We start from the raw sequence: 17,944 nt of genomic DNA on the forward strand, positions 1-17,944 counted from the left end.
GGTACTTGCATGTCGATGGGTACGCTGGTTATAACAAGATTTCCGGTGTAACATTAGTTGGGTGCTGGGCCCATGCCCGCCGCAAATTTACGGAAGCATTAAAAGCACTTCCGGATTCCGCAGAACTCTTTAGCGTTAAAGCAAAAGAAGGCCTGGCATTTTGTAACCAACTTTATACCATTGAACACGAACTTAAAGACGCTAGCCCTGAAGAACGCTATAATATACGTTTGGAACGCAGCCAACCAGTAATGGAGGCTTTTTCGGCATGGCTTCGTGAACAAACACCACGTGTGCTGCCCAAAAGTGCGCTTGGAGAAGCAATTAAATATTGTCGTAACCAATGGGAACGATTGAGTGGATTCTTACGGGATGGCCGTTTGGAGATAGATAATAACCGAGCTGAACGCTCCATCAAGCCTTTCGTTATTGGTAGAAAGGCCTGGTTGTTTAGTAACACTGCAAAGGGAGCAGAATCCAGTGCGATCATTTATAGTATCGTGGAAACAGCCAAAGAAAATGGATTGAACCCATTTAACTATCTTAGCTACCTATTTGAGGAGCTTCCCAATATGGATACAACAGATGCAAATAAATTAGATCAACTTCTACCTTGGTCCCAGACACTCCCAGAAGAATGTCGTGTCCCAAATAAATCTAAATAAAGCATACATGAAATCCCCATCTGAAAATAGGTGGGGATTATTTTACGCTTACATTACATTAATCATCATTGCACTGGGCGATTGGATGCCCAAGTTCCTGACAACAGATGATAACTATTGAAAAAACCGGTGCAAACGCAAACTACAGGACGCAGTGATACCGAAATCCTTTTGTCAATTAGCAAGTGATATTTTCTTGAACGATAGTTAGATTTCATTTCATTTTAAACTTTACTTCACAGTTTGTAATGATGTCTAGGAAATTTAGCTAATCATTGCGAATTTTCCCGCGAATCCAGCCCCTTAACACCCTTAAACTTTTTCGTTCCTTTTTCAACCTTGCCAACTTTTCCTGCTTTAGCAACTGGTACCACGGTTAGAACGCTCAAGCCAACCGCTTCCGCCCACTCCCCGATTGTTAACTCTTCTCCTGTGAACGGATCTTTTCCGTTAAAAACCCGGTACAGATCAGTAAATCTTCCATTATAACGCCATCTTCTGTCTCGGTCGTGCGGTTAAATGGCTGGATATGGCGAATGCTTTGGTTAAATTCATGGATTTCATTTTCGTTTAACAGCCGGTTAATGGTTATTAATGTTCCATCTATTAAAAAAACCTGATTAGCACAGTGCCAATCAAGGTTTTTTTGGCTAAATTTCTTGTTTAACTAAATTTAATAACAATTCTCCAAAATTATCAGCAATTATTTCAAATGATTGATTCCTTATATCAATCCCCGTTATAAATGAAACCACCTTTGGTTCGCCATTCTTGATATTATTAAAATCAAGGCAAAAAACCTCATCACCACCCGTTTCGTAAATCACCAATAAAATATTAGGAAGTTCGCCCTCCTTTCGTTCTGTTAATGTATACCATACAGCATCTGGGACTGATGAGTTTTCCTTACTTATTATTCCAAAAATCTCCTCCGCTCCGAAATTTCCAGCTCCAAAAGATGTCAAAAAGTCTAAATATGAACCCAATTTGAATCCAAGTTTTTGTTCTGCTTGATCAATCAATTCCTCTGAACGTGGACCTACAAAATCACATAATTCTTCATTGGCCAATATAACATTTTTAGCTAATATATATTCCAAATTTATCTCATATCATCTCGCTATTAATTAAATTCATTAGATTAATAAGAATAGGACTTTACCTTTTAAACTTATTTTTATTGTTGATGTTGAAATCACAAACATACTTAGGAATAAAGCAAACGCAAAATTAACTAGGTTGTCGTACTCAAAATTATAACTAAATCAGTAATTAATCTTCTTCCCAAGCCTCTTTTGCATCTGCAAATCTTTCAGTCAAAAAGTCAGTAAATGTTTTAGCTTCAATGCTATCATAACCATCATGCTGATCCCATGATATTACAGGACACTCATTATTAATCATTTCACTTGTATCCAGGCAATATACGAATTCATCACAGTCTTCAATAACCACCAAATTTTTTTCTAACCCAAATTTCCTCAACTTCATTGTTTCATCGATTACAATGGGTTCGTTAAACCTACCAACACCTAAAATATCTACTCCAAAAATCCCACCACTACCGTATTTCCGTAAAAACCATTTATAACCATCGGGTAAAGTTACATCCAATCTATTTTCTATTTCACCCAAAATACTCTCTTCCGCACCTCCGGTAAAAAAAACTGAATCTATATTTTCACTTATAATTCTTTCAATGTCCTTTCTGCTCATAAGTAGAATCACCACCTATTAAATTCTAATTATTTTTTAATTCACTTGCTCTCCACTTCCAGTATTTTGTCCTAAAATTATTATATTGCTTTTTTAGCAGTGGATCACGTCTAAAACTTCCCCCGTTTTCTACAAGGCCATGTAACACTTTGGTATATTCCTGATGTAAAGTTTTTGGTAATTCAACCATAGATCCTGGCTCTTTTTGTATCAAATGATGTAAATCAATTTTACTTCCATCTTTCCAAATAGGAGGTCTTCCCAGTTTCATAAGTTCCAGATTGGTTAAACCTGTTTTAGGATCAACGAGTGTAATATCAATGTCCTTTCTTTTATATACTCTTCTACTAATATTTCTATTTTCACCATTGACTTTTGTAGTTCCCTTGTAGTCCATAGGTTCATAGTTTTTATATTTTTTGCCCATTTCTGTTACATTAAAACTACTGGTGTTTTTATCAATGTTTCGAATTTCATTATAACTATAAATTTGCTCCTTCGCCAACATCACACCATCAGGATTACCACCCGTAAACGCCCATACAGGCTGATTCCCAAACATATTCGCATACCGATCCGCAAAATCCTGAATTCGTGCCCGCCCTTCTGCGGTGAGGTCTTTTCCTTTTTGCTTCACCGTTCGCAATGAGCCCTTGGAAAATTCGCCAAGTTTTGCAAGCTTTTCTGAAGGGTGCAGCCCTTTAACACCTTTGATCTTTTTCGTTCCTTTAGCTACCTTGCCCACTTTTCCGGCTTTGGCAACTGGTACCAATGTCAACGCACTCCAACCAACTGCCTCTGCCCACTCACCAAGTGTTAACTCCTCTCCTGTGAACGGATCTTTTCCATTGAAAACCCGGTATAGATCATTTACACCGACAATTTCTCCGGCTCCCGTAAGTAAGTCTTCCATTGTGACGCCATCTTTTGTCTCGGTTGTGCGGTTAAATGGCTGGATATGGCGAATCCTTTGGTTAAATTCATGGATTTCATTTTTATCCAACAGACGATTAATCGTTGTTATCGCTTCGATATATGGATTTACCGGTTTTGCTGCTGGAAGCATATCATGAAGGGGTGGCATTTTCTTGTTGACATAGGTGGTTCCTTTTTGCTGCAACGCGTCGTATTCATACCCTATGGCAACCAAATCCTCCGGAGCAAGGAGACCTGCTGCTTCGTCCAGGATTGTTAAATGCTTTTTAATGATCGCTTCCTGGTCTTCATAATGACGATGCATGCGCATCAGATAATCGGCCATTTCTTCCGTATGTACGGATAATTTTCCCACTGCTTCCCCTCCCTCTCAAAGAATGTTTTGTCTAACGTACTGCATTAATCAGGTCCATAATCGCTGGTAATCCGGCTATATTTATACGATCGATAGCTTTCCGTTGTCCCTCCATACATAGCCGCAAGATTTTCATCCGTATTGCTAAATTGCTCGGCGATCTCTGTTGCATTATCTTGGAGCGTTATGATGTTACTGCATAAAACTTCCATGAGATTAATCAATGTATCCAAATAATAATGAATGCCCGATAAGCTGGAATTGTCTATCCCCTGCTCCTCCAGTGTTCGCTTAAATAGGATTAATTTCTGCGCCATCGCCTCAGCGCTAAGTTCCTCTTCGTAAAGTGTTGCATATAACTCCTCGATACGATCCGGATCCATCTTTACTTCAACCATTCCATCACCCCATATCATCAAACATATTGCGACTTTTCTTTTCTGCATCCGCAATTTCTTGATCTGCCTGTTGTACAATGTCTACCAATATCCGAATATATTCTTCTGCCAGCTTTGCACTATCAATATAAAAATTTGCCACCTCTTGATAACTATCAATGGACTTACCAGACAACTCGGAAAATATACGGTTAAATTTGGAGGCAATATTGTTTGTAGAATCGGCGAATTTATCTACTTGTTCCTGAACGCTCGAAAACCCTTCCATTGTCTTGACCGAATCGTATTCAATGTTGGCAGTACCAGCAGTACCTTTTCCGCCCCCGCCACTAGCAACAATCATACATATCCACCTCCTGTGAGCATCCGTTTTACACTTGGATCCATTTCCGTATGATTCATGTATTGCGCATGTTTTTCCTCTGGCAACGCCAGTAACGCAACCCGATGGATATTGTAAGACGCCATTTTTTCGAATACGATTGCTAGTTTTAATGACTGTAATTTTGCCAGTAAAGCAGCATGTTTATCACTGTAATCAGCTAAAAATGTGTCCAGTGTTGTGAACAAGTCTTCAGCTGCCTCCCGAGCTTTACTGTTGTTCCAGTCTGCCGAGGATACTGGTGCTGGGCAAACACTGTTAAGGCTTTCGGCACTGGACAGCTGCTGAATGACGTTTTCGATCCGGTTGATTCGCGTATCAAAATCCATGACATCATCCTCCTACTTTCACCCGACAAGTAATTCATCGTTAATTTTCCCCTTTTTTAATGGTGTCAGTTCTTCCCAGTCTTTGATAAAACGAGCGATTTCTGCTTCCTCTTCAGCGGCATAGCCAGTAAAAATGACCTCCGCAATATCCTCTTGATTAAAAAAATACACATTCTCATCCAGTACTCCAGATGGATAGATGCAGGCAATGTAATCCATATACACTTCTTCTTTACGAATAGTTTCCACGATTGGTTTCCTGCCTGTAATCATTAATTTTTGTTCACCATCGTGCAAAAGTACGACACTTCCAATTGGCAACATGTTCATCACCTCATTATTTTGTATAAAAATGACCCGCAGAAAATTGTTGTCTGTGGGTCGTGTTGGTTGGATCTGTTTCATAACTTGTAAGAAAAATGATCTAGTTCAAGGTATTTATATCTAAGTAAAAAAATGATGTTTTCGTTAACTACAATTTTATAAAACTTTCCAAGTGTTGTAAAACAATAATTGGTTATTTTCACAAAAGTAGTACTAAAGTAATGAAACATTCGGTTTTACAAACTAATAAACTCGAAAATACTTGTATTCCATCGGTTACAATAGATTATGACGGATGTGTTGATTCTGGTAAGAAGGAAGGTTCTGTTTGGAGAAGTATGAATCTAATGGCGTATAAAACAAAAGTGGACTTACTTCCTGCTACGGTTCTCCTGACAAAAAATGTCCCAAGTGAGTGTTAATCACTCGGGACATTTTTCGTTTTGGAGTTTACCTCTACTTACCCATTAATTCATTAATTCTATCTCTCATTTCTTTCGTATATCCTTGAAGCCCCCCAGTATGAATAAATAGTATATTTTGTTGATCGTCATAATTCCCTTGCTTAATCTCATTCACCATTCCTCTGAAGCCTTTCCCTGTATACGCGGGATCAAGAACAATCCCTTCCTTTTTTGCAAAATCGATGTAAAATGCAAGCTCCTCATCTGTGGCCTTTGCATAGCCAATTCCAACATATAGATCGTTGATAAAAATACTGCCAAAATTAACTTTACTTTTATCAATGTCCTTCACAATGTGGATAATGTCTTCTTTGAATACTTCTTTTGATTCATCGACGGAATAGCCAATAATTTTCTTGTTTGAACCATCTTGCTCATTTCCGTACCAAAGACCTGCATATGTCCCACCAGAACCAACTGCAATATTAATAGAATCAAAATGAATGTTCATGTCTTCTTCCTGCTTTTTTATCTCCTCATAACAATTAATATAACCATATGAACCAATTGCGTTAGAAGCCCCTACAGGAATGACATAGACTTTTTTACCTTTACGCTCTAATTCCGCTTTCAGCTCCTCCATTGCTTCTTCACGTGAATGCCCATCACCAATTACATGCACATTAGCGCCAAGCATTTTATCCAAAAATAGATTTCCTTCAAATTCTTTTATTTCGCCTCTAAGAACTAAATGACACTCCAAATTCTCCATACTGCAAACACAAGCGGTCGCTCTAGCATGATTCGATTGAATTCCTCCAGTTGTAATAACTGTATCATACCCGTTATCAAGCGCATATTTTATGGAATACTCCAGCTTCCTGACTTTGTTTCCGGAAATTTCCGTCCCAGTAAAATCATCTCGCTTTATATAAATGTTCTTTCCAAGTTTTTGACTAGTTTTTTCCAATTTCTGTATTGGTGTATTAAGATTAGCGATATTTAACTTCTGCATTTTTTTCTGTCCTTTCTTCATCCATTATTTTGACAAATGGGGTCTATCAAGAAACATTAACATGAAAGTGGAAACGACTGCAAAGGACAACGAATAAGTTATCTCCCTCATGGATGTCAATAGCATGAGACTTTTCAGGCGATTTTCGTATTTCCGCACCAATAAAACCCGGAAGCGTCCGATGCTTCCCATATTTTTTATCCCATTTTCCAGATAGGAGATCATCTTCTAGCCGCTTAGCAAGTATCTTTCTCCTCTTCTTCATTATATAAAAGGTCTCCGTATTCTAGCTATCAACCGCTCAATAATCCCGGTTAACCATGTACTTTAAGAAATGCTTGAGAAAAGCAATATTGTGTGGCACCTCTTGCAACTCTTCCATTGCAAGACAATAATGTTCCCACATCGCCTTTTTGGCGCCATCAGCACCTAAGATGGAAACAAAGTTAGCATGGTTGTTTTCCGCATCTTTCAAGGTGGGCTTTCCGAGCAATTCCAAGTCTCCCTCAACATCAAGAAGATCATCCTTAATTTGAAAAGCAATGCCGGCATGATAGGCAAATTTTTTCAAAGCTTTCATGTTTAATTCCTCTTCACCTGTGAGAATTGCTGGCATGATAAGAGAAGCTTCAAATGCTATTCCGGTTTTATAAAAGCACATCATATTTAATTGTTCCAGTGTCAATTGTTTTCCTCTGGAATCCAAATCCATCGCCTGCCCCATGCACATATCTGCAGTCAATTGGGCCGAATAGTGAATCAATCGAAGCACCCGTTTCGAATCGAACGACTTAAGAGATGCTTGTTCGCACGTCGCCTTTTGGGTTAGAAAGAGACCGGTTAATTCGGAGGTAGCAACGTTATACATCTCATGTAGGGTTGGACGTCCCCTGCGGATGGACGCATTGTCCTGGGAAGGCAGATCGTCGAATATTAAGGACGCAGTATGCATATATTCCAATGATTTCAGCAGTGGCACGATGGCAGACTTTTCTAATCCATACATGTTAACGCCCATGAACCAAGTCATAATTGGCCGTAGTCGCTTTCCCTCACCTTCCAGACTATAATTTGCAGCATCAATAAGGGCTACCTTCATCCAAGCATCCTGATCACTTTTTGGGATATGTAAGATGTTGTTGATCTGATTGCGTACGATTTCGACCGTGTCTAAAAATTCCTTCTGTTCCTTCTGTTCATTTTTCAAATTGGTAATCATATGGTCCCGAAGCAGTTTATCAAAGAAATCCACATCTTCCGCTTTTCGAACCATACGTTGTATCACACGATTGAGTTCTGGAATCCCAGAAGCAAATATATCCATGACTTCATTGTACCTTTTGGTTCCAATTCGTTTTTTATATCGTTTCAGACCGTTTATTGCACGATCCAAAATCACCTCGCTCACTTTTGGATCTGATTGATACACGTTATGGATCAAATGGGAGATAACCGTCCAATATAATTCAAAAGGATTGATAAGGTCAGAACGCTTTTCATGATACGTTAAATAATACGTATAGGGTGTCACGCCACCTTGCTTCAAGTCATCAAACATATCAGCAAAATCATCCGCTAGCTGGTTGTAGATACCATAATAGAACGTTCGGTTGTCAATACCCTCATCCTCAGAAGCACCGATGATAGATCGGACAATCAATCGGGAAGAAGCAGATTTCATGATGACCGGGGTATAAATATCGTCATTCGTGTAATTACCATTGGAAAGATCCTTTGCACGGTCCACTTCCTGGGATTTAAAAAACACATAGGATTGCTCTAGAAAATCTTTTCTTACCTCTGGCCGCTGATGGGCCTTAATATATAGAAAGGCATCTCGCAGTTCGGAATGAATATAATGGATCAGTTCCTTGTTATTTCCGGTCCATTCTCCTAATTCTGGAACAATTCCCGTGATAAGGGTGGTACGGACCAAATCAGAATATTGCTTTTCCTCTTTAGGGGATAAAATTTTGGCATCCAGAAGATCGTCAATGAAAGGATAGGTCAAACCATACGAGTAGCCAAGCCTAATTGCTTTATCGAGTCTCTCTGTACGTTCTGACTGTGGTACTTCATCCACCATCTCTTCCATTACTTGCATCACTACCCCAGCAATGATTTTAATCAGTTTCCGCTGGGCTTCTTCCGCATCCATCCCATTAGGAATATTAGCAGAAACCGTCTTTAATTTACCAATCACCCATATCAAGGTCGATTCAACGCCCTCCTTTTGCGCGAATCGGTACAATCCAGCCATGCTAAACGTTTTTTCTCCTTGGAGTTTGGACTGAGTTAGGTGACTTTTTAACCTGTCAACTGAACGCCGGATTCGGCATTGTATATCAGGTGAATCCAGTGCTTTGCCCAGATCCCGCATAAAAATATAGGAGATGCTGCGGTCTAGGTAATTATCTAGTTTGCCTTTTTTATCCAGCCACCCAATATAATGATGATAGTCTTTAGAATCAGGCTCACTCTTCCGACGCATTACAAAGGATAATAAGGAAAAATGATGAAGATGATTGTGCTTCCAGGATTTAAAATCTTTTGTCAAGGTGGTGACGTAGGTGTTTTGTGAGACTTGCTCATGAAGTAATTTAAAATAAGCAGCGGCCTTCTCCTCAGCCTGCCGATAAGATGCATCGATATTTTTTATTAACTCGTCATTCATTCTACACATTCCCTCTATTTCATGCTCGCTACTTTTAGTATGCACTATAAGAGCGTGTTCAAAAAGGAGGATAAAAAGGACCGAGAAGTTCGAGGCGGCGTAGTTTCGAGCAGCGGAATGTATGCAATCAGATACATGAGCAGCGGAGAAACAAGCCAACGAAGAAATTCGAAGTGTCATTTTTTACCGGACTTTTTGAACATCCTCTATAAATCATAATTATCTGAGACTATTTCTATAAGGTCACATTATTTAAATATAATCAACAATAACAACTTTATTACTAACAAGCTACTATTGTCACGCGTAAGCTTATCTTCAAAAAACAAGCAACGCTCCGTTACTTTAAGCGCGCACTTTCACAAACTTGGTTACATAATTAGAAAAGCGTATATTAATCCTTTTTGCATTATCTCATAATAATAATAGCTAATACCAGACCTTCCGCAAAATGACCCTGTAATGGTGTATAATTTAATTCATCAATGACATTTTGTACAGCACGTCTTTTTTCATCGGAAACATACTTGTGATTATTCAACACACGTGAAACGGTAGATACCGAAACACCCACCTTTTTAGCAATATCATGTATATTGGCCATCAAAATACCCCTTTAGTGATTTTAACGGTATTGGAGTTTATGTATCTAACATTATTTTAACAACAAAGCAGTAAAATATCTCTTGCAATTAATATAATTGGTTTTGCATTAATTATCATACAAACTTCTCTTCTTTCATACCGTTGAAAGTACTTTCTTTCTCAATCCCTATGAATATTTTTACATAAGTATCCAGTCACCTTCATGTAATTTACTTAATATAATAATCAACTTCTACAGTTTTAATGGAGGAATGGTACTTTATCGACTACTGTTATGATTGCTGTCAAATTGTCAGCCTGAGAGCACCCATTTGCATTCCAAAACCCCCTTCACTATACTAATATCGTCACAATGAAAAAATAAGGAGGTAAAAAACATGCTACCGAACTTTAATGATAATCTAAAAAAATACGCCAAGCTGCTGGTCGCAAAAGGCCTCAACGTTCATCCTAGCGATTGGGTAAAAATGACCATTGCCGTTGAACAGGCTCCATTAGCGCGCTTGGTCACCAAAGAAGCTTATGCGCTTGGTGCTGAAAAAGTAATTGTGAAATGGTCTGACGAGGAAATCACGAAACAGCATTACATACACCAGTCAGAAGAAGTGTTAACTAACATTCCGCAATACGAAATTGAAGAATCCGAAGACCATGTATTGAATCACCGCGTCTGCCGGCTTTCCATTTTATCCAGTGATCCCAGCCTTTTGAATGAAGTCACCCCCTCGAAAGTCGCTGCTTATCAAAAAGTGGCTGGAAAAGCATTCAAGGCACAGCGCATTGCGACGCAAAATGATGATTTGAAATGGACCGTCGCCGCTGCAGCTGGTGCTGACTGGGCGAGAAGCGTATTCCCTCACCTTAAAACTTCTGAAGAACAGGTCGATGCCTTATGGGATGAAATCTTCAAAACGTGCCGTATCTATCACGACGATCCGGTAGCTGTCTGGGATGAGCATAAAGAAACGCTAAAGGAAAAAGCCGCAAAATTAAATGACTATCAATTTGATGCCTTGCACTACACCGCACCAGGTACTGATTTAACGCTTGGCCTACCGAAGAACCATATTTGGCAAAGTGCGGAAAGTTTTAATCCTAAGGGCGAAGAATTTATCGCCAACATGCCGACGGAAGAGGTCTTCACTGCACCCGATACACGTCGTATGGAAGGCGTCGTTCGCAGCACAAAGCCGCTAAGTTATGCCGGAACATTAATTGAAGGCATCGAAGTACATTTTAAGGATGGCAAAATCGTGGACATTTCCGCTGAAAAGGGCGATGAAGCGATTAAGAAATTGGTTCAGGATAACGAAGGTGCAACAGGCTTGGGTGAAGTTGCGCTCGTGCCAGATCCATCGCCTATTTCGCAATCAGGCATTACCTTCTTTGAAACACTATTTGATGAAAATGCATCGAACCACCTGGCAATCGGTGCGGCTTATCCGACATGCATTCAAGGCGGGACAAAAATGAGCGAGGAAGAATTACTGAAACATGGGATGAATGTTTCCACTGCTCACGTTGATTTTATGATCGGTTCTGACAAGATGGACATTGACGGTATCAAACAGGATGGAACGGTCGTTCCGGTTTTCCGGAATGGAGACTGGGCGATTTAAGTTTTTTTATTAGGAAAAGCGGAAGCGCCCGTTTAGCAACGTACAAACTGGAGCACTCCGCAATGAGATAAAGGAAACACGGTGAGCTGGAAGCGAACCGATGTTGACTTATCGTAGTGAAGGAGTGTGAAGTTTGCTAGTTGCTGGGCGCTGGAGCTGGACACGGCCCTTCTCGATCATGAATTAATATCGCTAAAAACTATATACTTTCTTTACTTTGAACAAAGGGACAGCCCTTCGCTAATATACTAAAGCGTTGATGGACTGTCCCCAATAATTGCACGATTTCTTTTTACCATCGTCATATAGATGATAAACGCGGTCACGCTACAAATAAAAATAACAATTCCCATTGGCACGGCTGTATGATCGCCACCAATCCCTACAAGCGGGGAAACGATCCCACCTCCGCCAAACGGAAGGATGCCAAGAAAGGCTGAGGCACTTCCCGCCACCTTTCCCTGCCGCTGCATACCGAGTGAAAAACTGGTAGTGTTCACAATCCCCACACTCGCTACGACAAGAAATAATGCTGGAAGCAATACCCAAAGCGGAAATGAGAAAAGCACAACTGCTAATAACAGACAACTACCAATACATGATATCGAGACACCCACATGTAATAGGTGTGCTTCTTCGATTTTATGTGCTAATCGTCCAGTAAGCTGTGCAGCAATAATGATCCCTACACCATTCACCGCAAATACAATGGAAAATTGCTGTGGTGTGATCCCATAGATATTTTGCAAAACAAACGGTGAACCTGCTATATAGGCGAACATGCTCATCGATGCAAACGCCTGTGCCAGTGCAATTCCCATAAATACCCGGTCTTTCAGCAGGTCACGAAACGTTTTAACTGTTTCCAATAAACCTCCCTGCGCTCTTTTTTCAATGGGCAGTGTTTCCGGGAGGGTAAATATAACCGCAAGAAACATGATAAATCCGATCAAACACAAAATCACAAATACAGCATTCCACGATACCCAATTTAACACAACCCCGCCGAATAACGGAGCAAGGATTGGAGCAGCACCATTCACAAGCGCAAGCAGGGCGATAAATTGCGTCAGGTCCTTGCCAACATACATATCGCGGGCTGATGCACGGGCAATCACAATGCCTGCTGCGCCAGAAAATCCCTGAATAAATCGCAGCCCAATAAATAGCCAAATGTTAGAGCTGAATGCACAAAGAAGTGAAGCAATGGCATAAATGACCAACGTAATCACAAGTGGACGTTTTCTGCCCTGAATATCACTCAACGGTCCAAAAAGCAATTGCCCTACCGCTAATCCTAATAGACACGCAGTTATACTTAATTGGCCGAGCGATGCAGTCGTTTGTAAATCATCCGTAACAATAGGGAGTGCTGGTAAATACATGTCCATCGACAGTGGGCCAAACGCGGTAAGGAATCCTAATATCAGAACCATCCAAACCTTATTGAATCGCTTTGGTGTTTCCTGGGAATCTATCATTCTTTCCATTTCATTCATAACTTGATCGAACCTCTTTCATGTGGATAGCAATATTTTTCTATCATACCACAAAAAAAGGACCGTTCCCCCGTCACTTGCTTAGTGAGGTGGATACGGCCTTCATCGCTTTTCTTTCTTTGGGTATATCCGAAATGCTTCATTTTTTAACAAAAGAGATTCGAGTAAACTAAAATTTAGGGACGGACACTCATCTTAGCAGTCTTTCCATTCTAATCAAAACGCCCCGGATCCACCTCCGCCGCCACCGACACCAGCTCCTCCGCCTGGAGTTCCACCAGGGGATGATGCGGATGCGGTATTGTTTGCACTTTCAAAACTTGTACTAGCCGCTGCAATTGCTGTAAACAGAACCAAATCAGAACCTGCATAACTTGTTGGGGGAATAGCCTCAAGCAGCTGCTCGTTTTTCTTTTTCATTCGTTTATCATTCATCCCAACCCCGAAAATAAAAGCGCGTTTCTGGTCATCGTCCATTTGCTCATTCCATTCGTCTACATTTATTTCCGGGTATTTTTCTTTGAAAGCCTTCCATTGTTGCACGACTTTGGTACCCTTAATCGTTCTCGGGCGATAGAATAATGCAAATAAACCTAATCCTATAAATAACAGAATCGAGAAGAACACCCACATAAACAATTCATGAACTCCAAACAAAATGACGAGTGGGATTAAAAGAATGCTTGATAAACCAGCCCATACACGTATTTTTGTCTTCTTCTCATATAGATGGTGGCTTTTCACTTCATCCTGAACTGCCTGTTTCCATGTTTCGAAATCTTTTCGGTATTTGGATTGATTGGCTTTCTTCTTGGTGTATTTCTCCAGGTCTTCTAAGCGAAATACCCCATTTTTTCCGATCGTATCAAACAGCCAATGGATCAGGAAGTTCTCATGTTGGTAATCCGTATTGCGATGCACCACGTCAAAGGTATCCTCGTTCTTTCGCTTCACGTAGCCCTTCCGCACCAAATCCATTAATGCTGCCGTCAGCGCTTCCGCACCGATGATTCCGGAATTCATAAACGAGATTGTCGCAGGCATGCTCATGTCCGCTTTTGGTATAAAATAGACAGCCGGAAACCTTCGTTCCATTTCCATACCCGTTACCCGTTTTTTCTGCCAAGCATAAAAACATAATCCAAGGAAATAGAACACAAAGACACCAACAATGTATGGGGCCAGATTTGCTAAGAATTCCTTACGCTCTTCAAAAGCAGCTTGCTTCTCCTGCAGCTCTGTCTTAGCCGCCAGAATCTCCTCCCGCATCGGCTTGTCTTTTGTCAATGCGGTTCCTGGGAAAAGTTCCGCATCATAGGCAACGCGAATATTCCCGTTTGATCCCTCGGGTACCTTCCCCATTGCAAAATGAACAATGCCACCGTCGTTGATATTTGCTGTTCCGAAGGCTTCTTCATCACCAAACGCAATGACATCCTCTGTCGGCTGTGGCGGATGAACATATACATCAAACTGCTCATAATCCGATTCATTGCTCTCATCAAAAAACGGCCAGTTAAATTGTCCTACATCCGAATAGCGCTGGACACCATTTTTGATCGTATAGGTCAGATTAATCGTGACCTCCTCATCCTTCCCTTTACGATAAATTTTGTATTCATTATCATCCTGTTCTACCTTTAATTTTTTGCCGTTTTCGGTGGCTTTTACGTCGATAATTTGCGTCCCTTTTTTAGGAATCAACGTCCTTGTTATACCCTTAAACTTTCCCTCGAAGGAGTAGACTTGTACTTCCGTTACATCTACCATTCCATCTTTCTGTAAAAACGCATCAATTTTCATATGATCGATGGAATATTCCATCGCATGTGTAGTTAATGGTGAGATCATAATCGAGGCAAGTAATACGATGAGTGCTAACAATTTCTTCATTACGAAACAAAACCCCTTTCTATCTGTTCATACGAAATGGGCAATGAAAAAGTTTCAAAGGGGGTAGGAAGCTACCCCTTGGAAATCTAAGCCAATACAGCTCAAACTGATTGCTAAGCCAGCTATCACCGTTTCACCAAGATTAAGGAATTATAAATATCTGTTAAACTATCATGGTAACCCCAACCAATTCCACCAGAATCGGCTACGACTGCCCTTAAACGGTCATTAAAATGTATGAATAACGTTTCATCTTTTTCACACGCTTTGGCAACTTTATGAAACATGGACTCCATACTGTCGTAAAATTTTTCATCAATGTCACCATACGTATTCGTGAATTCTGTCCCAACCTCTACATAACACAACATTAAATCAATCGTTCTAAATAAATCTCCTGTCAGTTTTTTAAAATCACTGATGGCCCTTTTCGCTTTAGCCAGGCGCATCTTCCCAAACCCTTTTTCCGGAAAAAATTCATCCTCGATTTCCTTTTTGGCACGTTCGAATAATTCCCGGATCTTTTCTTCACCCATAAATTTCACAGACAAAAAATCCTTCACATCATCATTCAATTTATACAAATCAGCAATAACGTTAATGAGTTCTTTTTGATCATAATTCTTTAAATTCTTTTTCAACTCCGGAATTTTCAATTTAGTAACCTTAGCCATATTTGTCCCTCCAAATGGAATTTATTATCCAATTCAAGCAATTTCCCTGTTTCTATTATCTTGTTTTTAGTAGTGGATTGCAAAAAAAATAGTTAGGCATTCACAAGCTTTTCAGAAGGTCGTATGGAGGAAAACATTATATCGGTGTTGCGACAACTAATACCTGTCCAGAAAACCTTTCACAGCTTGAAGTTCCCACCCTCAAACTATCAACAAACAGAATTACCGGGTTGAAACCCTGATTAAAGAGAGAAATTAGCCGATCGGTCGTACAAAAATCCCGATCAAAAGGCGAAATAAACCGATCGATCTTGTAGAAATCCTGATCGAAAGGTGAAATAAACCGATCGATCGTGCAGAAGTCCCGATCGGAAGGGGCAAACATCCTAAAAACAACAGAATGTCTAGAGATGCCATTCATTGTGGCGACACTATGTTAATAATCTCTTTTCGCTTATTAGGCATACAACCATATAACTACCCAATAAAGGATCGGAATCGTAAATAGGCATAAAATCGTACTTAGTACCACCCCTAATGATGCAAAGGAAGTGTCAGCACCGTACTTCTGTGCATAAAGTGAAATAGTTGGTGCAGCAGGCATTCCAGAAACTAACACGGCAATGAAAAGTAACGTAAAAGGAACGGATAAAGCCATGAAAGGCAACAGTAATAAAGGAATCATTAATAGCCTGACAAGTACTGCATTCCAGAGATACCTGTTTTTTAAAGCCTGATAATAGGCAGTAAATTTTATATTGGCGATCAGACTGCCGATGATGATCATCGAAAGTGGAATTGTCATTTTCCCCACATCTTCAAGTGCGTCTGTAATCATTTCAGGAAAGCTAATTGGCAACACAAAAACGAACAGCCCCAATAGGGTGGAAAGAATTCCCGGATTTAAAAGAATTGCCTTAACGTTAGGCTTAGCCTCATTAGTAGTAAAAAGATAAATACCGTACGTCCAAATCAGAATTAAGTAACAGATATTAAATATCGTTAAATAGATAATTCCTTCTTCCCCTAAAATAATAAAACTTACTGCATACCCAATAAAGCCTTGATTCCCAAAGATGATCAAGCCCTCATAAACATTGGTTTGACCTGCTGCAAGTATGGAGCGCTTGCTCATCCAACGTGCAATAAAGATGGACATCGTCAGTATATATAGAGACATCGTAATGAGCCAAATGAATTCTTTTACGAAAGTGACAGAAAATGAAATGTCCAACGAAAACAAAATTAGTGCCGGTAATGTAATATACAAAACAACTTGCGTTAATACACCATTAGCATTTTCATTTAAAACGCCTGTTTTTCTTGCCAAAAAACCGATCAGTGCAATCACGTACAGAACCAGCATTTCACCAAAAAAAGCTATAACCGAATCCATTTAACTCCCCCCTGTTTAATCTATGCAGTTTCTGCCTAGATGGTTTATTTCCAGTACAGGGGTTGCCCACTTAAATCGGTCCGTTTGAATTTTTTCCACAAAAAAAGATAACTTGAACTCGATGTACAAGTTATCTTTCACATCCTATTCAACTCGGTTAGTCCTTCAGAAAAATTACAGGATCCATTAATTATGCTTCCAAACATTCATCCATAGAACTGACCAAATCCTGTACTGCCCGTTCTCCAGCATCTTCCCACCTGCTTTTATCCAGTATATTACCGTCCCTGTCGACAGGTTCCTGAAACTGGCTAAATCCTGTTGTGGTCAGTAAAGAATTTCCATCCCAGTCCAGTCCAGTATGTACGACATGCTTTATTACATATGGTTGGCGGAACTGAATATATGTCCGGGGATGGTCCAGTTGACCCTCCAACACATCAAATGGAACGCGGATATAAATGGTTTCCCCACCTTCACGGCATAAAACCATATCAAATTTCCCTTTGTCATACTCCCAATTTCCACATAATGCGTATCCATTTGCTTTAAACATTTTATACACATTACCAAAATAAGCCCTTTTACCTTCTATTTCGGTGTTCAATTTTAACATGATTACCCTTCTCCTGCATAATTTTTCTACTAGTATTTACGTAATTTTCATTAACATACATAAACTGCCTTATATGATAACTTCACAGCCGGCAGACTGGCGTTTTACCCTTTTTACCATGTAACCATAATCAAAGAAAAACCATTGATCTACTTTTTCCTGTAGTTGATCTAATTTATTTCCGGATTGACATCTGTACAAACCTTTTAGCAAAGAACAAAGGCGCAAGCGCCCGTTTAGCGGCGTATGTGCTGGACTGAGCCGTAGGAGATAAAGGAAACATGCCCCTGCAAAAGGGGTATGCCGACGTTGGACGCAAAGTCCGTTTTTAGTCGGCCTTCCTTCCTACCCGAGTCGATGTTGACTTATCGTACGGAGGCGGGTGTTGCACACTAGCCGCTGGGCGCTGGAGCCGGACGTGGCTTATCCGGTTATTAAGTTAT

The 17,944-nt window shown here is 40.1% G+C and carries 17 protein-coding genes and 1 pseudogene; 2 read left to right on the plus strand and 16 right to left on the minus strand.

Going from position 1 to position 17,944, the window contains the following annotated elements; genetic code table 11:
- On the plus strand, nt 1-665 hold a 665-nt coding region (gene tnpC, locus IEX12_RS21360), incomplete at its 5' end, for an IS66 family transposase (protein WP_188725859.1).
- 272 nt (nt 666-937) lie between these two features.
- Here the strand turns inward: tnpC and IEX12_RS23980 are convergent.
- From IEX12_RS23980 to IEX12_RS21415, 11 genes and pseudogenes are all read right to left on the minus strand, one after another.
- The gene (locus tag IEX12_RS23980) at nt 938-1,132 is read right to left on the minus strand and encodes a pre-toxin TG domain-containing protein (protein ID WP_088049362.1); all 195 of its coding nucleotides are present in this window, start codon (nt 1,130-1,132) and stop codon (nt 938-940) included.
- 183 nt (nt 1,133-1,315) lie between these two features.
- The gene (locus IEX12_RS21370; RefSeq protein WP_250889592.1) at nt 1,316-1,765 is read right to left on the minus strand and encodes an SMI1/KNR4 family protein; all 450 of its coding nucleotides are present in this window, start codon (nt 1,763-1,765) and stop codon (nt 1,316-1,318) included.
- A gap of 172 nt (nt 1,766-1,937) precedes the next feature.
- The gene (locus IEX12_RS21375; RefSeq protein ID WP_188725860.1) at nt 1,938-2,381 is read right to left on the minus strand and encodes an SMI1/KNR4 family protein; all 444 of its coding nucleotides are present in this window, start codon (nt 2,379-2,381) and stop codon (nt 1,938-1,940) included.
- Nucleotides 2,382-2,406: 25 nt separating this feature from the next.
- A complete protein-coding gene (locus tag IEX12_RS21380) occupies nt 2,407-3,672 on the minus strand; it encodes an HNH/ENDO VII family nuclease (protein ID WP_188725861.1) in 1,266 nt (421 codons plus the stop codon).
- Nucleotides 3,673-3,716: 44 nt separating this feature from the next.
- Nucleotides 3,717-4,070, minus strand: coding sequence for a hypothetical protein (locus tag IEX12_RS21385; RefSeq protein WP_088049358.1), 354 nt, complete (start codon nt 4,068-4,070; stop codon nt 3,717-3,719).
- Nucleotides 4,071-4,074: 4 nt separating this feature from the next.
- A complete protein-coding gene (locus IEX12_RS21390) occupies nt 4,075-4,413 on the minus strand; it encodes a hypothetical protein (protein WP_188725862.1) in 339 nt (112 codons plus the stop codon).
- Nucleotides 4,410-4,781, minus strand: a complete 372-nt coding sequence (locus IEX12_RS21395) for a hypothetical protein (RefSeq protein WP_188725863.1) — start codon at nt 4,779-4,781, stop codon at nt 4,410-4,412. The genes IEX12_RS21390 and IEX12_RS21395 overlap by 4 nt, the downstream gene beginning before the upstream one ends.
- Nucleotides 4,782-4,799: 18 nt before the next feature.
- Nucleotides 4,800-5,105 carry a DUF4176 domain-containing protein gene (locus IEX12_RS21400; protein ID WP_286171333.1) on the minus strand — a complete coding sequence of 102 codons (306 nt, stop codon included), beginning with the start codon at nt 5,103-5,105 and terminating at the stop codon, nt 4,800-4,802.
- 456 nt (nt 5,106-5,561) lie between these two features.
- On the minus strand, nt 5,562-6,524 hold the full coding sequence (locus IEX12_RS21405; protein ID WP_088049354.1) for a D-cysteine desulfhydrase family protein: 963 nt from the start codon (nt 6,522-6,524) through the stop codon (nt 5,562-5,564).
- Nucleotides 6,525-6,825: 301 nt separating this feature from the next.
- The gene (locus tag IEX12_RS21410) at nt 6,826-9,207 is read right to left on the minus strand and encodes a polyprenyl synthetase family protein (protein WP_188725865.1); all 2,382 of its coding nucleotides are present in this window, start codon (nt 9,205-9,207) and stop codon (nt 6,826-6,828) included.
- 460 nt (nt 9,208-9,667) lie between these two features.
- Nucleotides 9,668-9,802, minus strand: a pseudogene (locus IEX12_RS21415) (LacI family DNA-binding transcriptional regulator); the annotation flags it as partial.
- Between the two features lie 379 nt (nt 9,803-10,181).
- Between IEX12_RS21415 and IEX12_RS21420 the strand changes: the two are divergent.
- Nucleotides 10,182-11,423, plus strand: coding sequence for an aminopeptidase (locus tag IEX12_RS21420; RefSeq protein ID WP_088049350.1), 1,242 nt, complete (start codon nt 10,182-10,184; stop codon nt 11,421-11,423).
- Between the two features lie 248 nt (nt 11,424-11,671).
- On the opposite strand, the gene IEX12_RS21425 is transcribed toward IEX12_RS21420, so the two are convergent.
- The 5 genes from IEX12_RS21425 to IEX12_RS21445 all read right to left on the minus strand — a co-directional run bounded on the left by IEX12_RS21425 (nt 11,672) and on the right by IEX12_RS21445 (nt 17,501).
- Nucleotides 11,672-12,922, minus strand: coding sequence for a multidrug effflux MFS transporter (locus tag IEX12_RS21425; RefSeq protein ID WP_088049349.1), 1,251 nt, complete (start codon nt 12,920-12,922; stop codon nt 11,672-11,674).
- Nucleotides 12,923-13,138: 216 nt separating this feature from the next.
- The gene (locus tag IEX12_RS21430; RefSeq protein WP_188725866.1) at nt 13,139-14,815 is read right to left on the minus strand and encodes a DUF2207 domain-containing protein; all 1,677 of its coding nucleotides are present in this window, start codon (nt 14,813-14,815) and stop codon (nt 13,139-13,141) included.
- Nucleotides 14,816-14,940: 125 nt separating this feature from the next.
- The gene (locus IEX12_RS21435) at nt 14,941-15,489 is read right to left on the minus strand and encodes a DUF6155 family protein (RefSeq protein WP_088049347.1); all 549 of its coding nucleotides are present in this window, start codon (nt 15,487-15,489) and stop codon (nt 14,941-14,943) included.
- Between the two features lie 457 nt (nt 15,490-15,946).
- Nucleotides 15,947-16,885 (minus strand): AEC family transporter, encoded by a 939-nt coding sequence (locus tag IEX12_RS21440; RefSeq protein WP_088049346.1) that lies wholly within the window; start codon nt 16,883-16,885, stop codon nt 15,947-15,949.
- A 190-nt stretch (nt 16,886-17,075) separates the two neighbouring features.
- A complete protein-coding gene (locus tag IEX12_RS21445) occupies nt 17,076-17,501 on the minus strand; it encodes a YugN family protein (RefSeq protein ID WP_088049345.1) in 426 nt (141 codons plus the stop codon).
- Between the last annotated feature and the right edge of the window lie 443 nt (nt 17,502-17,944).

This window comes from Lentibacillus populi (assembly GCA_014642895.1).
In the GTDB taxonomy this organism is placed as follows: Bacteria; Bacillota; Bacilli; order Bacillales; family Amphibacillaceae; genus Lentibacillus_C; species Lentibacillus_C populi.

Bases quoted from the DNA above. Each gene is read 5' to 3' on its own strand.
- IEX12_RS21375 (WP_188725860.1), bottom strand. From the start codon at position 2,381: ATGAGCAGAAAGGACATTGAAAGAATTATAAGTGAAAATATAGATTCA.
- IEX12_RS21385 (WP_088049358.1), bottom strand. From the start codon at position 4,070: ATGGTTGAAGTAAAGATGGATCCGGATCGTATCGAGGAGTTATATGCA.
- IEX12_RS21390 (WP_188725862.1), bottom strand. From the start codon at position 4,413: ATGATTGTTGCTAGTGGCGGGGGCGGAAAAGGTACTGCTGGTACTGCC.
- IEX12_RS21395 (WP_188725863.1), bottom strand. From the start codon at position 4,781: ATGGATTTTGATACGCGAATCAACCGGATCGAAAACGTCATTCAGCAG.
- IEX12_RS21400 (WP_286171333.1), bottom strand. From the start codon at position 5,105: ATGTTGCCAATTGGAAGTGTCGTACTTTTGCACGATGGTGAACAAAAA.
- IEX12_RS21405 (WP_088049354.1), bottom strand. From the start codon at position 6,524: ATGCAGAAGTTAAATATCGCTAATCTTAATACACCAATACAGAAATTG.
- IEX12_RS21410 (WP_188725865.1), bottom strand. From the start codon at position 9,207: ATGTGTAGAATGAATGACGAGTTAATAAAAAATATCGATGCATCTTAT.
- IEX12_RS21420 (WP_088049350.1), top strand. From the start codon at position 10,182: ATGCTACCGAACTTTAATGATAATCTAAAAAAATACGCCAAGCTGCTG.
- IEX12_RS21425 (WP_088049349.1), bottom strand. From the start codon at position 12,922: ATGAATGAAATGGAAAGAATGATAGATTCCCAGGAAACACCAAAGCGA.
- IEX12_RS21430 (WP_188725866.1), bottom strand. From the start codon at position 14,815: ATGAAGAAATTGTTAGCACTCATCGTATTACTTGCCTCGATTATGATC.
- IEX12_RS21435 (WP_088049347.1), bottom strand. From the start codon at position 15,489: ATGGCTAAGGTTACTAAATTGAAAATTCCGGAGTTGAAAAAGAATTTA.
- IEX12_RS21440 (WP_088049346.1), bottom strand. From the start codon at position 16,885: ATGGATTCGGTTATAGCTTTTTTTGGTGAAATGCTGGTTCTGTACGTG.
- IEX12_RS21445 (WP_088049345.1), bottom strand. From the start codon at position 17,501: ATGTTAAAATTGAACACCGAAATAGAAGGTAAAAGGGCTTATTTTGGT.